Origin of the sequence: Actinomadura darangshiensis, from assembly GCF_004349235.1 — a bacterium.
In the GTDB taxonomy this organism is placed as follows: Bacteria; Actinomycetota; Actinomycetes; order Streptosporangiales; family Streptosporangiaceae; genus Spirillospora; species Spirillospora darangshiensis.
The window spans coordinates 1-19187 of the sequence record NZ_SMKY01000172.1 but is presented as its reverse complement, the minus strand read 5'-3'; the positions used below and the strand labels follow the sequence as shown (position 1 = coordinate 19187).

General features: G+C 68.3%; 18 protein-coding genes. 8 read left to right on the top strand and 10 right to left on the bottom strand.

Annotated elements, in window-relative coordinates:
- Positions 1 to 103: 103 nt before the first annotated feature.
- The 7 genes from E1293_RS29950 to E1293_RS29920 form a co-directional block, all read right to left on the bottom strand.
- Positions 104 to 1159: an RDD family protein gene (locus E1293_RS29950; protein WP_165978453.1), complete on the bottom strand. Its 1056-nt coding sequence runs from the start codon at positions 1157 to 1159 to the stop codon at positions 104 to 106.
- A 46-nt stretch (positions 1160 to 1205) separates the two neighbouring features.
- Positions 1206 to 1562 (bottom strand): hypothetical protein, encoded by a 357-nt coding sequence (locus E1293_RS29945; RefSeq protein ID WP_132200841.1) that lies wholly within the window; start codon positions 1560 to 1562, stop codon positions 1206 to 1208.
- Positions 1563 to 1827: 265 nt separating this feature from the next.
- Positions 1828 to 2013 carry a DUF397 domain-containing protein gene (locus E1293_RS29940; RefSeq protein ID WP_243716758.1) on the bottom strand — a complete coding sequence of 62 codons (186 nt, stop codon included), beginning with the start codon at positions 2011 to 2013 and terminating at the stop codon, positions 1828 to 1830.
- Positions 2013 to 2894 carry a helix-turn-helix domain-containing protein gene (locus tag E1293_RS29935; protein WP_132200839.1) on the bottom strand — a complete coding sequence of 294 codons (882 nt, stop codon included), beginning with the start codon at positions 2892 to 2894 and terminating at the stop codon, positions 2013 to 2015. Before E1293_RS29935 ends, E1293_RS29940 begins: the two co-directional genes overlap by 1 nt.
- Before the next feature lie 872 nt (positions 2895 to 3766).
- Entirely contained in the window at positions 3767 to 4141 is a 375-nt protein-coding gene (locus E1293_RS50795; RefSeq protein WP_424923694.1) for a hypothetical protein, read from the bottom strand.
- Positions 4142 to 4515: 374 nt separating this feature from the next.
- Positions 4516 to 4932: a hypothetical protein gene (locus E1293_RS29925; protein ID WP_132200838.1), complete on the bottom strand. Its 417-nt coding sequence runs from the start codon at positions 4930 to 4932 to the stop codon at positions 4516 to 4518.
- Positions 4933 to 5287: 355 nt separating this feature from the next.
- Positions 5288 to 6535, bottom strand: coding sequence for an ICP22 family protein (locus tag E1293_RS29920; RefSeq protein WP_132200837.1), 1248 nt, complete (start codon positions 6533 to 6535; stop codon positions 5288 to 5290).
- 532 nt (positions 6536 to 7067) lie between these two features.
- On the opposite strand from E1293_RS29920, the gene E1293_RS29915 reads away from it, so the two are divergent.
- Entirely contained in the window at positions 7068 to 8201 is a 1134-nt protein-coding gene (locus tag E1293_RS29915; protein ID WP_132200836.1) for a hypothetical protein, read from the top strand.
- Between the two features lie 92 nt (positions 8202 to 8293).
- Here E1293_RS29915 and E1293_RS29910 read toward each other — a convergent pair whose 3' ends face one another.
- Positions 8294 to 10111 (bottom strand): carbohydrate ABC transporter permease, encoded by a 1818-nt coding sequence (locus tag E1293_RS29910; RefSeq protein ID WP_132200835.1) that lies wholly within the window; start codon positions 10109 to 10111, stop codon positions 8294 to 8296.
- 419 nt (positions 10112 to 10530) lie between these two features.
- Here E1293_RS29910 and E1293_RS29905 point away from each other — a divergent pair, with 419 nt between their 5' ends.
- Positions 10531 to 10965, top strand: a complete 435-nt coding sequence (locus E1293_RS29905) for an ATP-binding protein (RefSeq protein ID WP_132200834.1) — start codon at positions 10531 to 10533, stop codon at positions 10963 to 10965.
- Positions 10962 to 11531: a hypothetical protein gene (locus E1293_RS29900; RefSeq protein WP_132200833.1), complete on the top strand. Its 570-nt coding sequence runs from the start codon at positions 10962 to 10964 to the stop codon at positions 11529 to 11531. The genes E1293_RS29905 and E1293_RS29900 overlap by 4 nt, the downstream gene beginning before the upstream one ends.
- Positions 11532 to 11695: 164 nt before the next feature.
- Here the strand turns inward: E1293_RS29900 and E1293_RS29895 are convergent, their stop codons facing one another.
- Positions 11696 to 12301, bottom strand: coding sequence for a hypothetical protein (locus E1293_RS29895; RefSeq protein ID WP_132200832.1), 606 nt, complete (start codon positions 12299 to 12301; stop codon positions 11696 to 11698).
- 105 nt (positions 12302 to 12406) lie between these two features.
- Between E1293_RS29895 and E1293_RS29890 the strand changes: the two genes are divergently transcribed.
- From E1293_RS29890 to E1293_RS29875, 5 genes are all read left to right on the top strand, one after another.
- Entirely contained in the window at positions 12407 to 12946 is a 540-nt protein-coding gene (locus E1293_RS29890) for a hypothetical protein (protein ID WP_132200831.1), read from the top strand.
- The gene (locus tag E1293_RS47790) at positions 12919 to 13068 is read left to right on the top strand and encodes a hypothetical protein (RefSeq protein ID WP_165978452.1); all 150 of its coding nucleotides are present in this window, start codon (positions 12919 to 12921) and stop codon (positions 13066 to 13068) included. The genes E1293_RS29890 and E1293_RS47790 overlap by 28 nt, the downstream gene beginning before the upstream one ends.
- Before the next feature lie 73 nt (positions 13069 to 13141).
- Positions 13142 to 13357: a DUF7019 family protein gene (locus E1293_RS29885; RefSeq protein ID WP_132200830.1), complete on the top strand. Its 216-nt coding sequence runs from the start codon at positions 13142 to 13144 to the stop codon at positions 13355 to 13357.
- A gap of 4 nt (positions 13358 to 13361) precedes the next feature.
- On the top strand, positions 13362 to 16940 hold the full coding sequence (locus E1293_RS29880; protein WP_132200829.1) for a WD40 repeat domain-containing serine/threonine protein kinase: 3579 nt from the start codon (positions 13362 to 13364) through the stop codon (positions 16938 to 16940).
- 79 nt (positions 16941 to 17019) lie between these two features.
- Complete coding sequence (locus E1293_RS29875; protein WP_132200828.1) at positions 17020 to 17253, top strand: hypothetical protein; 234 nt, start codon at positions 17020 to 17022, stop codon at positions 17251 to 17253.
- 22 nt (positions 17254 to 17275) lie between these two features.
- Here E1293_RS29875 and E1293_RS29870 read toward each other — a convergent pair whose 3' ends face one another.
- Positions 17276 to 18844, bottom strand: coding sequence for a discoidin domain-containing protein (locus E1293_RS29870; protein ID WP_132200827.1), 1569 nt, complete (start codon positions 18842 to 18844; stop codon positions 17276 to 17278).
- Positions 18845 to 19187 lie beyond the last annotated feature (343 nt).

Below are 19187 nucleotides of genomic sequence, written 5' to 3'. Positions count from 1 at the left end.
ACCAGGCGAACGAGCGAACGCACAGCTCAAGTCATGGCGGATCCTGCGGAAGCTGCGCTGCAGCCCGAGCAAGGCCGGCCACATCGTCAAGGCCATCGCCGTCCTACAAAACCACCGCGTCGCTCAGGCCGCCCGAGGATGAAATGGGTTCAGTGTGCCGCAACCGCCGCCGCGCGTCCCCCGCGGAAGCCGCATCGGCGAACTTCAGCACATGGCTGCTGACCAGCACACCGCCCATGGTCCTGAACGCGACCTCGATCCGCCCTTCGCACCCGTCCCGGCGCAACACGTCGCGGGCCTGCCCGCTGGCAGCACCGGCGAGGCACCCCTCCTCGTCGTCCAGAACCTTGGCCGCCGTTCGCTCATAGGTCTCGGAACGCCCCCCGAACCGATTCTCGAACCTGACGTCGTCGTCATAGAAGGTGTTGACCTCGAACGCCGGCTCGCCGAACGAGGACGATCCGGAGCGCAGGAGCACCGCCGCGAACGGCGCCGAAAGCACGGCCACCCCGAGAGTCCCCAGAACGGAGCCGAGCGCGGTCCGCCGCTTACGCTCGCGCGCCTCCCAGCGCCGCACGTGATCGTCAGCTGCGAATGAACCGGGGGTTCCCACCGCCGACAGCCTCCCGGACTCCGCGGGCGCCGGCGGTGCCTGAGCCCGGACGACCACGGTGTTGGCGCGGCGATCGTGCAGGCATTGCCCCAGCCGCTTGTCGTCCCGGTGCTGCCAAGGATCGCTGATCAGCGCGAACGACGAGGTACTCCGAGGCAGCACATACCGCCTGAAGGATCGCCGCCAGCCCGGCGCCCGCGTCCCGTCCTCCTCCTGCACCACCCGAATCCCCGCGACCCGCTGCCCAATGGTGCACCCCCACCACACGATCCCCCCGACCCGCAGTAGGAACGGGCAGACCATGCCGACGAGCACGATCGGAAGGGTCACCCAGACGATCACCGTGGCGGAGGCGCCATCGGCCAGCAGGACGACCGCGTAGACCGGCGATACGGCCGCAAGGACCACCAGAAAGGCCACCATGAGATCGATCGTGCGGGCCGCAACACGCTGTCTTGTGCTCGCCAGGACGCGTACGACACGACCGCCGTCATCCGGACTCTGCCCTGGGGGAGTTCCAGCGGGTAGATAAAGAGGGGGTGTCACAGGGGCACATGCAATCACACTGGCCCGTCTGGTGCGGCGGTGCGTTTCAGGGAACGAAGTTCTTCACCAGTCCGGCGAAGACCTCCAGCCGCTGCAACTGCGTGCCCGTGAGCGGGTCGGGGCGGAAATGGGCAACCTCGTTGCGGATCTTGCGGACCGCATCCAGCTTGGCCACGAAATTATCTTGGGGCAGTTGCCACATCAGGCAGGCCCAGCGGTCCGGCTTGGCGAACACTTGCTGAATCTGCCACACGGTCAGATCGTCGACGCTGTTCGCCCTGTTGTTCCCGGACGCCTTACGCAATTCCTCGACCGTGCCGCACATGCGCCGCACGCACGTGCGCAGCCGCCGTTCGATCTCGCCGCGAAGGTACCCGCTATGTCCGCCCCACGACGCCGCCATGACCGACCCAATCGGGAGTTTCTGGAGTGGCACTCCGATACGGTTTTCCGTAAGTAGTGATTCGGTATACCGGTTCCGAGACCTGAACACGTCCATATGTTCGGACAATCGATCGAGACTGTCTCACGATCCGAACCGGGCGCCGGCTCGTCCTGCCAAGGCCGAAGCGAGACCGCTACGGCCGACCTAAGGTCTGTCGCGGTCTGCGCAGCCAGTGGCGGTTAGGGGTGCGAGTTGGTAAGTACCATGCGGCTTGGAACGTCCATCAACCCGACTGTATTGAGTTGAGAAGAGCGGTCCATTCAGTGCGCGTGAATTCGAGTGTCGAGCCTTTGCCCTCCATCGTCGAGTCCCGCACGCCGATCGTCCCCGCCGACGACCTGCCTACCTCCACGCAGGATCCGCCAGCTTCGGTGTAGCTTGAGACGCGCCAGTTCGTGAACTTCTTCATCATCCGTCTGATCCAGCCTCACGGGTTAGTCGTTCGGCAGCCTCAGCCAGACACGCGAGGCTGTCCTCTGAGGATAGGACAGCCTTGCCGAGAAGTTCATAAATCTTTGTGTGGTGATCGACCTCGTCAGCCTCCGTGTATACGAGGTCAGCGCGAGGCGTTTCCACGACGGCGATCGGGGGGTCTGTCGGGTCGGGGAACGTGTAGAGGAAGAACGCTGACCTGGGGATGGACACCCCTTCGATACGGGCATCCACCGGCAGCACCCTTACCTTGAGGCGTGGTTCAGAGGTCATGAGGTTGACCACATGGTGAACCTGAGCCGTCATGATGCCCACCGGCACGTTGATCCTTCGGACGACCACCTCGTCCAGGATGATGTCGAGTGTCGGGCCGTCTGGACACAGCACGGACTCTTGCCGGCGCTGCCGTGCCTCCGTCATCCGTTTGGGACTGAAGCCGAGCGGGCCCTGGACGCGTTTGAGCTTGACGAGCGCATCGCTGAACTCCGGGGTCTGAAGGAGTCCAGGAATCGAGGTGTCGTTGTACTCGCGGATGGTGGCGGCACCAGACTCGAGATCCGCGTACAGGCGCTGGCGTGCCCCCATGGCGTCGCCGAAGGAATCCCACCAACCCTTCGCGGCGGCAGCTGAAGCCAGCCGAACGATCTGTGACCACTGGTCGTCCGGGACTCCCAGTGCATCGAGGATTTTGACCACATCCCCGACGTCGGGGCGGCCGTAGGCGTTCTCCAAGCGGCTGATCTTCGTGCGCGAGTAATGGATGCGCTTGGCAAGTTCGTCCGCCATAATCCCGTGCTCTTCGCGGAGCGTACGAAGCACGGTGGCGAGACGCTGGCGTCGGACGTAAGGACTGACCATGGTGACCCCCGGGAGCAGAAGCGTGATCGTCTAACTACAATGTGTACACGAAGATCGCGATCCTTGGCCTGAAAATGAACGGAAGGCCGCACCGAATACGGATACATTTTTATATCGAACATGCCAACATGCGGTATGAAAATGTCGTTCGAGCGTCCCTGCTTCTGGGAATCGGTACGTGTTCACTTATTCGAGACAATTCTCTTGGTTCGCCCCACACGATGACACGGTTCCGACCAAGGCGACTCCAGTGCCGCCCCAGGAGCGCATCTTGGTTCCGGAGTCCATTGTCCCTTGGGTGCGGCCCAGGTACGTCAGACAGCCTTAAAGCCGAACGTTCACGTTTCACTGCACAGGCCCGTCACCTGTCAGCGAGTCCGGCCCGAACGTCCCGACCTCGGCGTTCCCGCCGCCCCTGTGGACCGGCCGACCCATCATCCCGACCACTCCACCGGCCTGCCCGCGCTGTCCGTCACCCCGTCAAGCGCGGACCGCAGACCTTCCGGGACGGATCGGCTTCCTTTGCTTTCCGGTGTGTCACCCTCAACCACCGGCCCCCGGAACCGGCGCCCGAGCCGGGGGCTCTCAACATGCCGCAACTTGACGAAGCGGAGGCCGACGTGGACGGAAATGGGTGATTAACGCGCCGGTCGCTTCCATCACGCCTCCGGCCCGTCCGGCCGCAGTCCTAGACCACTCAATTCGTTCAGCCCAGTGATCGTCGCCCCGAACGCGGTGCCTACCTGCCGCCGCACCATCGTTGAGCTGCCGCGTGTTGCCTTTAGCCCATTTTTACTGCGGGTGGCATTGAGGTGTCGAACGTGCCTACTGGCGCCGTGTGAGAGCTAGCGAATTGTTCAAGGCACCGCGGGCTAGCGTCGCGGCGGTGCTCGATAACCTTTGCGTGTATGAGCGTGCCGAGAAGCTCGGTGTGGAGACAGGGATCTGCAGCGGCCCTCTTGGTGTGAAGCTTGAGCTTGGAGTAGGTGAGGGTAAGCCCGTCGGTGTCGATCACGATGCCCGGCGCGCTGACGATGAGCAGCTTGCCGTGCACCACGTCCGCGTCGATTCTCAGGACGTTCGAGGCGATCACCGCGTGGGTGAAGTCGAGAGTGACTCGGTGCGAGCGTGCCGTCCGGCACGACACATGCCTTGCGTCGCGCGATCCGCAGCGGCCGGCGCAGGTCGGGGGCCACCTCGGCGAGCAGGTCGATCACCTCGGTGACGTAGCGGTGCGCAGTCGCGATGCCGACACCGAACTCGGCCGCAAGGTGCGCGAAGGTCTCGTTGAGGCGCGGCTACACCAGAACTAGCAGCGCCTGACGGCCAGGAGGCAACCGCCGCCACCGGGACCCCAGCCCCCCTTCGATGCCCCTCGGATGAGATCGGCCACGAACCTGCGGGCCGAGGGGGACAGATCCAGCGCAGCACGGTAGAACATCAACGGGAGCTCCCTGGCGGTCAAGGTGGTCGCAGACCTCGACTTACCGGGAGCTCTCTCGATTATCGACGCACCGCGGTCCGCGACCAGCCTGTTACCAGCAAGATCAAGATGGAATCAGCTCACTCTTCGGCACACCTGCCTATTTGAGTGTCACTCTAGCTTATTGACGTGCGGAATTCAGTCGGAACCCAACCACTCGTCAGCCAACTTGCGGGCATCGTTCAGAAATTCAGTCACCTCTGTGTTAGAGAGAGCGGCTTCTTTGGTCAGCGCTATCAGTAGGAGCATGTAGTGCTCTCCCTTGACCTGGTCTTCGATGTCGTCGGTCTGTTCGTCGGAGAAGGTGGCCAGCAAGAGGCGTTCAGCCACACGTGGGTCTATCTCCTCGACCAGGTCGTATCGCGCCCGGAGGTCGCCAATGAAGGATACTACTTGGGCCGCGTCGGTGCCTTCGCCAAACCGCTGGTATGCGCCTTTGAAGAAGGCGGCGGCGATCAACACGTTGAACGCCGTACGATCGGCGGAGTCAAGTTGGTTGTTTAGCTGGTGGTATCTCTCAGACTCGCCGAGCAGGGCAGCTCTGAGGGTCTCCACCTGGTTAGCAGATACCGTGAACGTCATTGGGTGCGGCTCGCTTTCAGCTTGTCATGGGCCCTTCGAACGACCTCAGCACCAACAATACCTAGGGTGAGCAGCGCCGAGGCTGTGCTTCCTGCATCGACGCTGGAGTGAGGTGGATTGGCCATCGTCGGCCCGGTGTCGGCTGCGGTCACGGCCTGCCCGGTTGGGGGCGGCTTAAGGATCTTATCGATCGCACCGGTAAGCCTCTTTGATTGGCTGTCGAAGTGGCTGGTGTTTTTGTAAGCTCCTGCACGGAACCTGTCCGCTTTGGATTTTTGATCGTCCGTCTCGGATAGCTTCTCGCCGGTCGGGAGCTCCTCGAGACGGTCTACCCCGTCGGTCCATTCCCCATCCTGGTCTCTGACGGTTCGCTCAAAGTCCTCCTTATGGCCTTCGGCTTTCTCAACGTTAGGCCGATGGGGATCAATTTTCCCCTGGATCGCCTTGTCGTCTGGGCGGGGTGAGTCGGGATTCGCCACCTCACCCGTGTCTGCTGGCTCCTGGGCATTCTTATCACGGTTCTCGGGCTGGGCGCCGGGCGTCCGCTCGTTGAACTGGACGACTGGGGACACCCAGTGCGTGACGCCTTCTTCGGTCGTTGATGGCCAGACGACCGGAATTCTCGGCCCGTCGGAATGTTCTGGATTGTCGGTGCTGCCCTGACCTCCAGTGAGCTGCAGGGGATCCGTTCGGCCGTCCTGCTGGTCGGCGGCGGGGCCGGGAGCTGCCTCGTCCGGGGGTGCGTGGTCGTGTCCGGTCTGTTCGGGAGTGGGTTCCTGGCCGGTTTCGGCGCCGCCGGTCCCGAGTGTTTGACCGTCCTGCTGGGGAGTGGCCGGCCGTCCTGGACCTGCGGGTCCTGGGCTTCGGCCTGGTCGCGCTCGTCCGATGACTCCTGGATCTCCCCGGCGTCCTGCATGCGGGGCTCTTCGCCGCTCCCGTCCGGCTGCCCGGCCTCCGTTGCGTCACTGGTCTTGGGGTCGGTGCCGCCGTTCTCTTGCGGGTCCTCGGTGGTCAGTGGCTCGGCCGGTGCGTCGCCGTTCTCCGCGGTGGGCTCGGCGGCGACGGTCTCGTCCTTCTCGTCCTCGCGTTCCCTGGGCCGTTCGGTCTCGGCCTCCGGGGTGGCTTCGCTGGTGTCGGCTGTGCCGGATTGTTCGCCGTATCCGTCCGGCCGTACCTTTTCGCTCTCGGGCTGGGACTGGTCGGTCTCCTGTTCGCCTGTTCCGGAGTCGATGTCGGATTCGGCCTCACTGGTTTCTGACGTCTTGTCCGTGTCCTCGGAATCGGTCTGGCTGTCGGTCTTCTCGCCGGTGGGTTCGGCGGAGGAGGATTCGTCCTTCTCCTGCTGGCGTTCGTCGCGCTGCTCTGTGCCGGTCTCTTGCGTGGGGGGCTGCTGGGGGTTCTGCTTGGCCTGTTCGGCCAGGGCGGCCTCACGGGAGGCGCGGCGGCTTTCGAGGCGGGATGGGGAGCCAGGTTCTCCGGGCCGGTCGGGCGGGGGCCCTGGCGGACGGTCCGTGCCCTGGGTTCTGTCGACGCCCTCCCCGTGGGTGTCGGTCTTGCCGGTGTGCTCGACGCCCACGCTTTAGCCCTTTCCGCCGGGGGACGGAGTCGTGATGTCCGCGTTCAATCTGACAGCGGACTTATCGCCCTTTTCAGTACATGTCGGACGAGGGGATGTGCGGGGTCAGCATCCCCTTGCGTTGGCGTCCATGTAATCGCGCACGTTCATGTTTTGCACGTTCGGAATCGCGACGTTCGCGACCCGCCCCGGCGAGTCATCGGTGGGCCACCCACCGAGACCATCCTTCGTCCACGTCATGTGAGAGTCCACGACGTTGAGATCGCAAGCGGCTTGAAAATCCACGGAACCGTCCGTTCCGGCCTGTCGCCACGATCAGCCGCTGATGCCACGCTCGGGACGGCCTTCGCCTCGGCCGGCTGCTCGATCGGCACGGACGTCCCGGACATGTTCGAGGAGCAGCGGCCCGGATGGGTGGGCCGCTCTACGTTGCAGAACGCGAACGGCGTCCCCGATCGTGCGGGTCTGCGCCCGCTCGCCCCGGTAGCCTGCGTGCCTCCCCACGAAGGCGACGACGGAGAGGATTCAGTACGTGGACCAGATGGCGCGGGCGGGAGATCTCAAGGGCGAGTTGGTGAGCTTCGCCATGTCCGACCGCTTCGGGGCGGTGCTGGAAGGGCTGGTTCTGGACGCCTTTCCTGACGGTGTGGTCGATGATGAGGGCGTCTTCGCCGGCGTCATCGAGGACTTCCTGTTCAACCATCGGCTCGAGAGCGGTTCCCGGGTGGTGGAACGGTTCGTCGCAGAACGCCGTGACTTGGACGACTCGGACAGGGCGCTGTTGCTGGGCTGGGTCGACAACGTGCAGGGCATGTTCGAGATCACCGAGCCGTACGGCACCGACGGCGTCATCGCCTTCAACCATGTTGACGAGCTCACCTACCGCGTCCGCTCCAACATGGGAGCGGAGGGCGTCGAGCTCCTCACCCCCGGGACGATCGTGATCGGCGGGATCGTGCCCGTCGGCGACGAGTGGATGATCAGCGGGTCGCCGATGGCCTTCTCGGCCGACCAGGCCGACGAGGTTCTCGCTGGGTTGCCCGAACTCGTGCTGAACTTTCCGGCCCGGGTCTTCCGCAACCCCGACAAGCTCACTCAAGCCCGCGAGTTGCAAGCTCAGCAGCGCGAAGCGTTCATCGATCTGCATGGCGGTGACCTGATCGTCGTCGCCGGCGACCAGGTCAACAAGGCCCTGATGGCCTTTTACCGTCACGTGTACGAGAAAGCCGGCAGCAAGGCCGGGCCTTGGACCGAACCGGACCTGCCGCCGCTACCCGAGGAATGGACCAGTGCGGACAGCATCGCGCTGATCTATGACGCCGAGGACGGCCTGGGCTTCTACGTCGATTACACCACGGCCCAGCAGGCTTTCGCCGACCCCGACCTCATCAGGCGGCGGCTCCACCGAGAAGTCGTCTCCGCATATCTGCGTGAGGAAGGGATCAGTCCCGTCCCGATCCGGCGTCTGGCGGCCGAAGCCGGACCCGACGCGGCGAGCAGCCTGTTCCGGAAGCTGCTGAAGAAGCCCGGCTTCTCCTGGGAACGCGATGGCGAGCCCCTGCTCCGCAGGTACAAGGCCGACTGGTACGCCAGCCCGCCATTGCCTCGCGTGACGCCGACCTCACCTGCCCTCAGTCGGCGGTTCCGAGACGCGAACCACCCGTGACCAGGCGCGGACCAGTGGTCTGACGTGGGATTCGCGCGTCTGTGACGGCAAACGCTCACCCGCGTCCACGGCCGTCGGCAGCCGTCCGGCCGTCAGCCCGGCGGATGCTCGGGCTTGGGCTGTGGCGCCGGGCCGGGCGGAGGTGCCTGGACGGGCGGGGTCATGGGTTCCGCTCCGGGATGAGGCGTCGACACTCCCGGTGCGGAGGCCGTGACCGGGCGGTCGATGGTGATCGCGAGCCGGTCCAGATAGGTGATCTGAAGCGCGACGAGGGCGAGCAGCGCGACGATGACCACGGCGAGCGGGGTCACGAACCCGAGCGAGACGCCGAGGCGTGAGAACTGGTTCAGCTCATTGACCAGCACGACCGGCGCCGTCGCGTTGTCGCGGTCTGAGCCGACCAGCAGTGGCCAGAGCAGGCCCTGCGCATTGATCAGGACCACCGCGCCGCCGAGGAGGGTGGCCAGCGGAAGCGCCGGCACCACGACAACGCGCAGGAAGCCGGCGGCCGCCGGGGCACCGGCCGCCACCTGCGCCTGCCACACGGGTGCCCGGCCGCGGCAGAACAGCGTCAACACGACCAGCGCGGGGACACTGATCAACGTTGGCGGAACCAGGCCGGCGAACGTGTTGATCAGGTCGAGGCTCCTGGCGTTCTCGAAGCCGATGACGCTCAGCGGCCCGATGCCGACGAACAGCCACGGCGCGAACGGCAGCAGCAGCCACTCGCTCCGGCGGCCCATCGGGCGCAGCCCGCCGACGCCCAGCGCGGCGGTGAACGCGACGCCGACCGAGACGAGCGCGCCCAGCAACGGCGGCACCCACGTGTTGACATACGTTCGCGCGTCGACGGTAGATGCGGACGCACGCGGGTCCGGCGAGGAGAACAGCGCCGACAGCCAGGGCCACGCACCGATCAGTACGACGGCCAGGACGGCGAGCAGCGCCACCACGGCGACCAGTGTGCGGAGCGGGCCGCCCGGCCGCTTGACCGGACCGGCGGGATCGTCCGGGGCCGTTGCGGCGCGATCCGGCGGGGTGAGGTCGATGCGCAGTGCGGCGATGATCGCGATGAGCGTGGCCGCGATCCCCAGGACCCCGAGGATCAGCCCGGTCACCGTGGCGATGGCCGCGCCGTGGCCGAAGTCGAAGAGCATGAACGCTCGGCTGAACTGCAGCAGGGACAGCGTCTGCGTCGACCTGCCCGGTCCGCCGCGGGTCATGGTGTAGACGGAGGAGAACGCCTGCAGGCTCACCGCGAACGTGGCCAGAGCGGCGATCGTCCCGACCGCGAGCGCCGGCAGTACCCGCCGTCCAGGCCCGCGGCCGCGCAGCACCGCCAGGTATCCGAGCAGAGCGAGCCCGCATACCGCACCGAATGTCGTCAGCCCGCTGATGGCCACCACGGCCACTCGCGCCGAGCCGGGGTCAGTGAGCTCCCCGAACGTCGTCTCCAACCCCCCGTCACGCATGCCCATCAGCCAGGCGACGGAGAAGGCGACGGGGGAGAACACCACCAGCGGCACCGACATCAGCACCCGGCCGACGCGACGCGGCCACGTCCCGGCACGGTCGAGGGCACCGGCCAGGAGCGGGGCGACGACGACCGCCACGACCAGCGGAATGACGGCCAGCGAGAGGGTGAACGCGAGGGCCTTCCAGAACTCGTCGTTGCCGAACAGGTCGAGATAGTTGTCGACGCCGACGAACTCGCCCTCCGGCAGCGGACCCCCGCCTGCCGCCCGTGCCGGCCCGGCCCGCTCAAAGCTGCGCAGGATCGTCTGGACGGTGGGAACGACCAGAGAGATCACCATGAAGAGCGCGGCCGGCCCGAGCAGCACCAGCCCGAGCACGATCCGCAGCGCGCCGCCCGGCTCTCGCCGCGCGCCGGGCAAAGGTGCGGGAGCCATGGGGACGGAGGACGGAGGCGCCATCTCGACTCACAGGGGTTCGCGGTTCGGATCGGTCGAAGACCGCTGAGCGAGCTGAGTGTACGGCGAAACGCCACGGCTGGTGCTGCTGTGCCAGGGGTCCTCGCCTGAGCCGGCGCACCCCATCGTCACCGACGATGCCGGGTTCGAGGAACACCGGCATGGCTCCGGACACCCCGCCCCACGGCGGGTCCATCGAGGGCGGGAGCCGTCGGCGCCGCACGACGTGAACGTTCAGCTGGCGAGTGTTCGGATCCTGCCTGGGGCAGCCGGTCGACGCTCACGTCCCGGGCGTGCGAATCAGCGGCCTGACGAGGGATTTCATGTGTGCACGCCCGTCTGTGTTGTGACTATGAACACGCACGATGACGAACCGGCCACAACGCGCGAGGAACCCGATGCCGTACCCGATACCCGTCCCGTCCGTCCCCACGAGCGCGCAGCGCTGGCGGCGCGACTTTCCCGGCGAACTCGACCAGGCCCGCGCCGCCCGCCGCTTCACCGCGGCGCTCCTCACCGGCTGCCCCGAGCTGGACGACGTGCTCCTGGCCGTGGACGAGCTCGTGGTGAACGCGCTCCGGCACACCAAGTCCGGGCAGACCGGCGGCACCTTCACCGTCGAGATCACCCGCTGGGACGGCGCGGTCGCCGTCTCCGTCACCGACGAAGGCGCCCCCTCCGAGCCCACCGTGGCCGACGCCGAGGACGACGCCGAGTCCGGACGCGGCGTGCGCACCGTGTCCCTGATGGCCGCCGGCTGGGGCTGGTTCGGCAACGACCGGTCCCGCACCGTGACCGCGCTCTTCGCCGCGAGCCTGGGCGAAGCGGCGTGAGCGGCCGCGACCTGCGTGAGTGGACCATCGCCCAGGTGCGGTCCGCCATGACCGCCGCCATGCGCACCGACCCGCACGCCCTCGATGCGCTCGCTGGGTGGAACCCCCCTGACCTGGACCCGCACAGCCTGTCCTTCCTACGGACCGCGCGTACGTTGACGCTGGCGACGTCCGCCGCCTTGTCCACCGTCCTCAGCATCCACCGGTACGGGCGCGACCCCTATGACCGGATCGTCTGCCTGGCCTGCGGCATCGACCGCTGCCGTACGGTCCGCGGCGTCTCCGACGTCCTCACCGCCTACGGCCTGCAGACACACCCGGTCGACCGGCCCGAAGCCTGGCGTCTCGCCGACGCCTGGTACACCAAGACCGCCGGCCACCCCGTGCTGCTGTCCGTCGAGTCCTTCGTCGAGGGCTTCATCGCCCGCCCCGCCACCTCGCCGCCCGAGGCACCCGACAACGTGCTCATCATCGACCGCAACACCGGCGCTTTGACCCTGTGGCCCTCCTATGACACCGACACCCTGGCGTCCGAGTACCACAACTACAAACGAGGCACCCTCTGACCGGTCGTGGCGCTTGCGCACGGCCGGGGGTCCTGTGCGCGGACGGCCGTCAGCCGAAGAACGAGCCGTCGCCGGGGACGAATCACCCGGTGGCGGGAAACTTAACCTCTTTGCCTGAAAGTGCGGCCGAAACGCTGGCCTATTCACGGTGGGGTGGCATCCCCTCACGGCCGTTCTTGTCGCCGCGAGGATGGCATTACCGCCAGAGCACGGGCGATCGTCGCCGTGTCCTCTGCGAAGACGATCGCCTGCCCGTTGACGGCGCCTTCCACGGTGACCAGGTGAACGACTTGTCCTTCGAGTAGCGAGGTGAGTTGCGGTAGGCGAGCGTCGGTTACCGGATGTACCTCGACCGTCCCGTCAGAGCGTGGGACGCGGACGATGGGTTCGCGGCTGGTGTGAGGTCGCGGGTTGTGCAGGCGGGCGCCCAGGTCGGTGAGTCTGGCGGCCACATCGCCGAGGGATTGCAGGTCGGCTTCGATGTGGGCGTCGTTGGCGACGGCGGTGTCCTGCACGGCCTGAAGCTCGACGGCTCGTTGCAGGCCTTCGTCGATGAGGGCTCGGCGCAGCCTCCACGAGGTTTCGTCCACGCCGCACTCGGTCCAGCTGACCGCCACCTGGATGTCGTCGTCAGGCAGTGGCGAGATCCAATATCTCAGCAGCCACTGCGGGTGGGTGCCTCGCACCCCTTTCCAGCGGATCGTGGGCGGTGCTTGGCCGGGCGGAGGGGACGAGGAGCCGGTCCGGCCGCCCGTGTACTGGATGGCCATCAAGCGCCCGCCCGGTCGCGGGTGGTGGGGGAGAAGCTGTGGCCGGAATGGTGAGGCGGGCTGTCCCCGTTCGGCGCCTCGGCGGCGCCCATCGCCCGCCACCTGGTGGAACAGGGCTACCTCGACTCCGACGGCGGCATGCTCTTCATCGGCCCCGAGGCGGAGAAGTGTTTCGGCCGCATCCACTTCCGCGATCTCACGGCTGTCTTCACCGCCGCGCCCGAGTTCACCGTCCTCAGCGGACGCACCGACCCCATGCTCCTCACCGAACGCGTGGCCGGCCCGAGGCTCCTGCTCCTCGGCGGCTACAGCTGGCGCGTCACCTGGATCGACTGGAAACGCCGCCGCTGCCACGTCGAGCCCGCCGACGGCGGCGGAAAGGCCGGCTGGATCGGCACCGGAACCGGCCTCGTCTCCTTCGAGCTGGCCCGCGCCGCCCGTGACGTCCTGCTCGGGCGGGACCCGCCCGTCGAACTGACCCGCCGCGCGACCGCCGCCCTCGCCGCCGTCCGCGACGACCTGGGCTTCTCCGTCCACCCCGGCGGGACGGTGATCAGCCGCCGACGGGCTGGTGCGCCGCCGTCCGGGAACTGGCGGTCCACCTCGTCCTGCCCGAGGTGGACGACCGCGCGCTGCACGGCCTGAAGTTCTCCGCCGAGCTGCCCCGCCATATGGCCGAAGCGACCCTCGCCGCGCGCCTGGCCGACCTCGACCACGCCGCGCAGGCCCTCACCGAACCCCAGCGCTTCTCGACCTCGATCGAATAGCCGGCAAGGTTGCGGCTGCGGGCGCGAGTAGCCTGGCCTCGCAGCATTCGTTCCGCCGGGTGAAGGGGGCCGTGTGTCGCTGCGCTACTACCTCTACATCAGCGATGCGAAGATCGACATGCTCCTTCCGCGGGTCGATCCCGGATTCGGGCGGAAGCGCACTTCCGAGGTCGGGATGAGCGTGACGTTGCTCGCCAAACGCCTGCTGCACGGGCCGAGTCCCTATCCCGAACTCGACGGCAGCGACGGCATGACCGTACTGGTCGGCAGCCCACTGTTCGCCGGCTGACGCCATGGCACCGGCTCAGGACTGGACGCCGGGCGAGGTCGTGCTCGGCCTGTACGAGGTGCTCGACGTGGTACACAGCGGTGGCATGGGCGTGGTGCACCGGGTGCGTCATCGCGGCTGGCAGGTGGACATGGCCGTGAAGACGCCGCGTCCGAAGTTCGTCCAGAACCCGGAAGACCGCAGCCGCTTCGAGGCCGAGGCCGAAACGTGGGTCGGGCTCGGGCTGCACCCGCACACGGTCGGCTGCGCCTATGTCCGCACTATCGACGGCATGCCCCGGGTGTTCGCGGAATGGGTCGACGGCGGCAGCCTGGCCCAGGCCGTGGACAGCGGAGAACTCTACGCGGGCGACCCGGAGGCGGCGCTGGCCCGCATCCTCGACATCGCCGTGCAGACGGCATGGGGGCTCACGCACGCGCACGAGGCTGGGCTCGTCCACCAGGACGTCAAATCCGCGAACGTGATGCTGGAACCGGACGGCACGGCCAAGGTGACCGATTTCGGACTGGCCAAGGCGCGAGCCGCGAGCGAGGGCGGCGAGACGGCGCGGCCGCCGGACCTCCCGGCGACTGTCAGCTACGGCGGGATGACGCGCGAATACTGCTCCCCCGAGCAGGCGGCCGCGGCGGCGGGGGCCCGGGGCGTCCGGCTGACGGCGGCGACCGACGTGTGGTCGTGGGCGGTGACCGTGCTGGAGATGTTCGCCGGACGGCCGCCGTCGCACCACGGCCAGGCCGCCGGGGAGGCGATGGAGGTGATCCTGCGCACCGGCGGCACGCGGGCGCCGGTCCCGCCGGCGGTGGCGGCCCTGCTGCGCCGGTGCTTCGCCGACGATCCGGCGGCGCGGCCGGCCGGTTTCGGCGAGGTGGCCGCGACGCTCACCGAGGTGTACCGCGAGGTCCTCGGCGTCCCCTACGAGCGGCCCGCGCCCAAGGCGGCGAGGTTGCTGTCGGACGGCCTGTCGAACCAGGCCCTCTCGCTGCTGGACCTCGGCCGGACCGAGGAGGCCGAGGGGTTGTGGCGGAGGGCGCTCGGCACCGATCCGTACCACCTCCCGTCGGTCTACAACTTCGGCCTGCACAGGTGGCGGACGGGTCAGGAGACCGGCGAGGAACTCGTCACGAACATCGAGGCCGCGCTGGCCGCGGCCGGCAGCGACCGGGCAGGACACGGCGCCCTCCTCCTCCTCGGCGCCGTCCAGCTGGAGCGGCACGAGGACGAGCGGGCGGGGGAGTTGCTGCGCGAGGCGGTCGCCGCCGACCCGGCCTCGGCGGACGCCGCCGAGGCGCTGGCCGAGTGGGAGCGCCGTCCGCCGCGGATCCGCGCCGATTTCAAAGGGCATAAGCAGACGGACGTGTCGGCGGTCGTGGTCAGCGCGGACGGCGGCCTCGTCCTGTCCGGTGATCGCGCGGGGATGCTGCTGCTGTGGGCGCCGGGCCGGAGCCGGCGGCGCACCCTGACGAGGCGCGGGGAGGAGATCGCCGCCCTGGCGATGGACACGGCCGGCACGCTCGGAGCCGCCGTCCGGGGCGGCGTCGTCGAAGTGTGGGATCTCAAGCGAGGCCGCCGGCTGCCGAGTCCGCCGCAGCAGGTAGGGGCCGTTATCGCGGCGGTGAGCGGCGACGGCCGCTACGTCGCGGCAGGGTATCCGCGCGGCCTGATCCAGGTGTGGGAGGCCGACGGGACGTCGATCGTCGCCACCTTCCGCGGCCACACCGGACCGGTCACCTCGCTGGCGCTGAGCGAGGACGGCCGCACAGCCCTGTCCGCCTCGTTCGGCTGGGACCACGACTGCACCGTCCGTGCATGGGACGTGGCAGGCGGAAAGTGCGTCGGCATGCTGATCGGGCCCGCCAGAGGAACGCTGAACGGCAGACCCGTGCACACCAGCCCGATGGATGTCGGAGCCGTGTCCTCCGATGCCCGGCGCGCCGTGGTCGCCTGGTCGGAGGGGCCGCTCACGGTATGGGACGCGCAGCGCGGCGCCGTGGTCGGCGAGGCGCCGCACTCGTGGCGGCACGTGGAGTCCGTGGCGCTCGCCACGACGGCATCGACCGTGCTGACCTCGGCGGACAGTGGCAGCGAGGTGCAGGCGTGGGACGCCTCGACCGGGCGCTGCCTGCGCACGCTCGACCGGGACCTGCCGTCCGATGCCGGCTGGGCGCACGCCCTCGACGTCAGCGCGGACGGCCGGGTCGCGGTGCTCGGCCTGGCCCACGGGCGGCACGGGCGGGTCGCGGTCCGGTCACTGCCCACCGGCGGATACCGGGCGCCCTGGTGCTACGCGCGTCCACGGCCCGCGCGCGAACTCACCCGGGCGGATGAGGCGTTCCGCGAGCTGATGGACCGCGCCGACGAGCTGGCGGGCCAAGGGCGGTTCCCGGCCGCGGCCGACGCGTTGAGGTCCGCCCAGCGGATGCCCGGGTTCGATCGCCACCCGGCGCTGCGGGCGGCCTGGGCGCGGGTGGGCGAGCACGGCCGCAGGTCCACCCTGTTGAGCGCGTCGCCGCTGTACTTCTATGACGCGGACAGGGTGTTCACGCAGCCGCCGACGGTGGCCCTGCGGGAGGACGGCGACATCGCCGCGACAGGGCGATGGACCGGCGAAGTGGACGTCTGGGACATCGCCGCGGGGGAGCGGTTGCACACCTTCGACCCCGGCGAGGGCGGCAACGCGAGGGACATCCAGTTCGCGGTGAACGGAATGCTGCTCCTGGTGCTGACGTCCGTGGGCACGATCCGGCAGCTGAGCCTCGAAACCGGCGGCAAGCGCCTGTTCACCGACGAGACGGGCGCGCTCACCGCCTTCGCGGTCAACCCGGCGGGCGACCGGGTCCTGATCGGCGACGTGACCGGCACCCTCCGCCTGCGCGACCTGCCGGCGGGCCGCATCCTGCATGCATGGCGGGCGCATGGCGGCAAGGTCCACGCGGTGGCGCTGAGCCGTGACGCCCGATACGCGGCCACGCTCGGGGGCACGCACCCGGAGGAGGACCGCTTCGGCGGGCGGCCCGACGAGAACGAGATCCAGCTGTGGCGGCAGGGGGAGGACGGCCCCGCGTGGACGCTGCAGGTGTCTGGCCTGTCCGAGACGCGCCTGGACTTCAGTGCGGACGGCCGCACCCTTTTCGTCTCCGAGGGCCTGTCCGTCGCCGCGCGGGACGTGAGCACCGGCGAGTTCCGGTACGCGATCCACAGCCGGGCCGGACGCGTCACCGGCGACACCGACATCACCTTCAGCGCCGACGGCCGGCTGGTCGCGACACCCGACCGGAATGCGCTGCGAGTGTGGGAGACCGCCACCGGCGAGCTCGTCCGAACTCTGACGACGGCGGACACACCGAGCGCGTTCACCCTCAGCGCCGACGGATCGGTCGCGGTCACTGGCGCGGACCGCCTGGTGCAGGTGTGGGACGTCCGCTCCGGGCGCTGCCTGCGCACACTGGAAGGCCATCGCACGCGGCTTTACCGGGCCTCGCTGAGCCGGGACGGCACCCTGCTCGTCACCACCGACCTGGGATCGGGCATGGGCGTGTGGGAGATGGCATGGGACTTCGACTTCGCGCCCGAGGCCGGCGCCTGAACGGGCGCCCTGGTCCGTGGCGCTCATCGTCGGCGCCGGACGGGCCGGCGAGCCGGCCGGGCCATTCCGGAACCCGGTCGTGAAGATCGCTGGCTTCGGGCTCGCCAAGGCCTTCGACCAGGCGGGCCTGTCCGGGGTCGTACGCGCCTGGGCGCGTACGGCGGCAGCGTGGCCACCCGTCCCCGTGCGCGAACGCCTCCTGTCCCTCCCGCGCTCCCTGGCCGAGGCGATCGACGAAACACTCGCCGAGACGACGGGCGCCGTACCGACCTCGGCGTCCGCGCTCTCCCGGACCCTGCGGAACGCGTTATGACGGCATGACGCCGTGGCATCGGTCAGGTGCCTTGGATTTGGAGTTCCCAGAGGGAGTAGCCCCATTGGGTGGCTCGCGCGGTGCCGTAGATCCGTACGTAGCGGGCTGATCCGGTGATGGGGAAGGTTTGCGCGCCGCCGGTTGCGGTCGTGGTGGAGTGGAGGGGGGTCCAGGTGCTTGCGTCGTTCGAGACCTGGATCTGGAAGGCGGTTCCGTAGGCGGCCTCCCAGTTGAGCGCTACTCCGCAGATGGTGTGGGTGCCGCCGAGGTCGACCTGGAGCCACTGCGGGTCGCTGAAAGCCGACGACCAGCGGGTGCCGGTGTTTCCGTCGACCGCGTTGGACGCGGGGAAGGCACTGGATTCCTGCGACGATGCTGTGGCGGTTCTGCCTTGCGCGAGGTTGGTCGTCGAGCAGGTGTCGTCGCCGCCGGACGGCATGGTCCATTGCTGTTGCGGGGATCTGGTGCAGGTTTCGATGTCGAGTTGGGCGCCGGCATCGCCGCCGGGATCGGTCAGGCACAGGCCGGAGTGCGGATTGACCAATTCGCCGTTGGCCTGATGTTGCCAGAGTTGGGCGTTGGTGCCGTTGCACGGGTACCAGTCGACTTTCGTGCCGCTGGTGGTTCCTGCGGCGACCACGTCGAGGCAGCCTCCCTGGACGCGAAGTGTGTCGTCGGTGTAGGTCGCCCAGGTCTGGCCGGGGGAGCCGTTGCAGGCGCTGACGCGGATCGGGTTGCCTTCGGTGTTCAGCGAGTTCTGGTTTGTCAGGCACAGGTTGTTGATGCCGGTTACCCGTCCCGTCGCGGTGGCCGTGGCGGTGGGTGTGGAGTTGCCGCCCTGCTCGTACACGGCCACGTAGTCCACGCTCATCGAGGCGCCGGAGGTGGTGGCGGCGGTCGGCGTGGTGCAGTTGCAGATCCCGTCCGGGTAGTTGCCGCCTATCGCCAGGTCCCAGATGATGAAGAACCCGTGGTCGATCGCCTGTTGCCACGCGGACGTGCCGACCGATGCCTGGGTGATGGTGCTCGTGACCGTGCCGTCCATGAGGAACTGCAGGGTCTCGGCGCTGGTGTTGGTTCGGTCGATGATGACCGAGTAGGTGTGGTAGCCGGTCTGGCAGGTCGAGGACGTGTCCGGGCAGGCGATCAGCCCGTGCCCGGGGTTGGCGGCCGAGGTGTGCAGGGTTTGCGACGCCTGGTTCAGGCCGTTGACGTCCTCCATCATGTCGATTTCGCCCGAGGCGGGCCAGCCGCCGCCCGCGCGCATCGGCGAGCCCAGCGCCCAGAACGCCGGCCAGTACCCGAGGCCGCTGGACGGATTCGGCTGCCTGATCGACGCCGTCATCTCCATCTTGCCGCCGGGCGGGGCCTGGAAGTCGTCGCGCGTGCTCTCCAGCCGCGCCGAGGTCCACGTGCTGCCGTCCTTGATGGCCTTGAGGACCAGGTTGCCGCTGCCGTCGAGGTAGGAGTTGGCGGTGGAGCTGGTGGTCTGCTCGATCTCACCGGTGCCGTATCCGGTGCCGATGTCGTAGAACCAGTTCGCCGACGACGGCGGCGAACCGGCGGTGCCGGAGAAGTCGTCGCTGAACACGGTGGTCCAGCCGGCCGGAGGCGGGGGGACTGTCGCGGCGTGCGCCGTGGGGACACTCGCGGACGCGGCTACGACCGCGCTCAGACAGGCGCCGAGCAGCGCCATCACCGCGAGGACCGCCCGGCGTCTGAGCGAGCCCGATGAACGACCTGGCAGTGCCGGTGCTGCAGGCATGAAGATCTCCAGAGGGGGCGGGGTGCTCCTCGTGAGCAGCCTCTAGTGTCTCGCTCGAAAAGTTTCTTTTCTTTTGATTTTGGCGATGATCTCGTCGGCGTCCTTGGTCCAGGAGAACGGTTCGCAGCGGTCGTTCCAGCCGTCGATGAAGGCGCCGATCGCGGTGGTG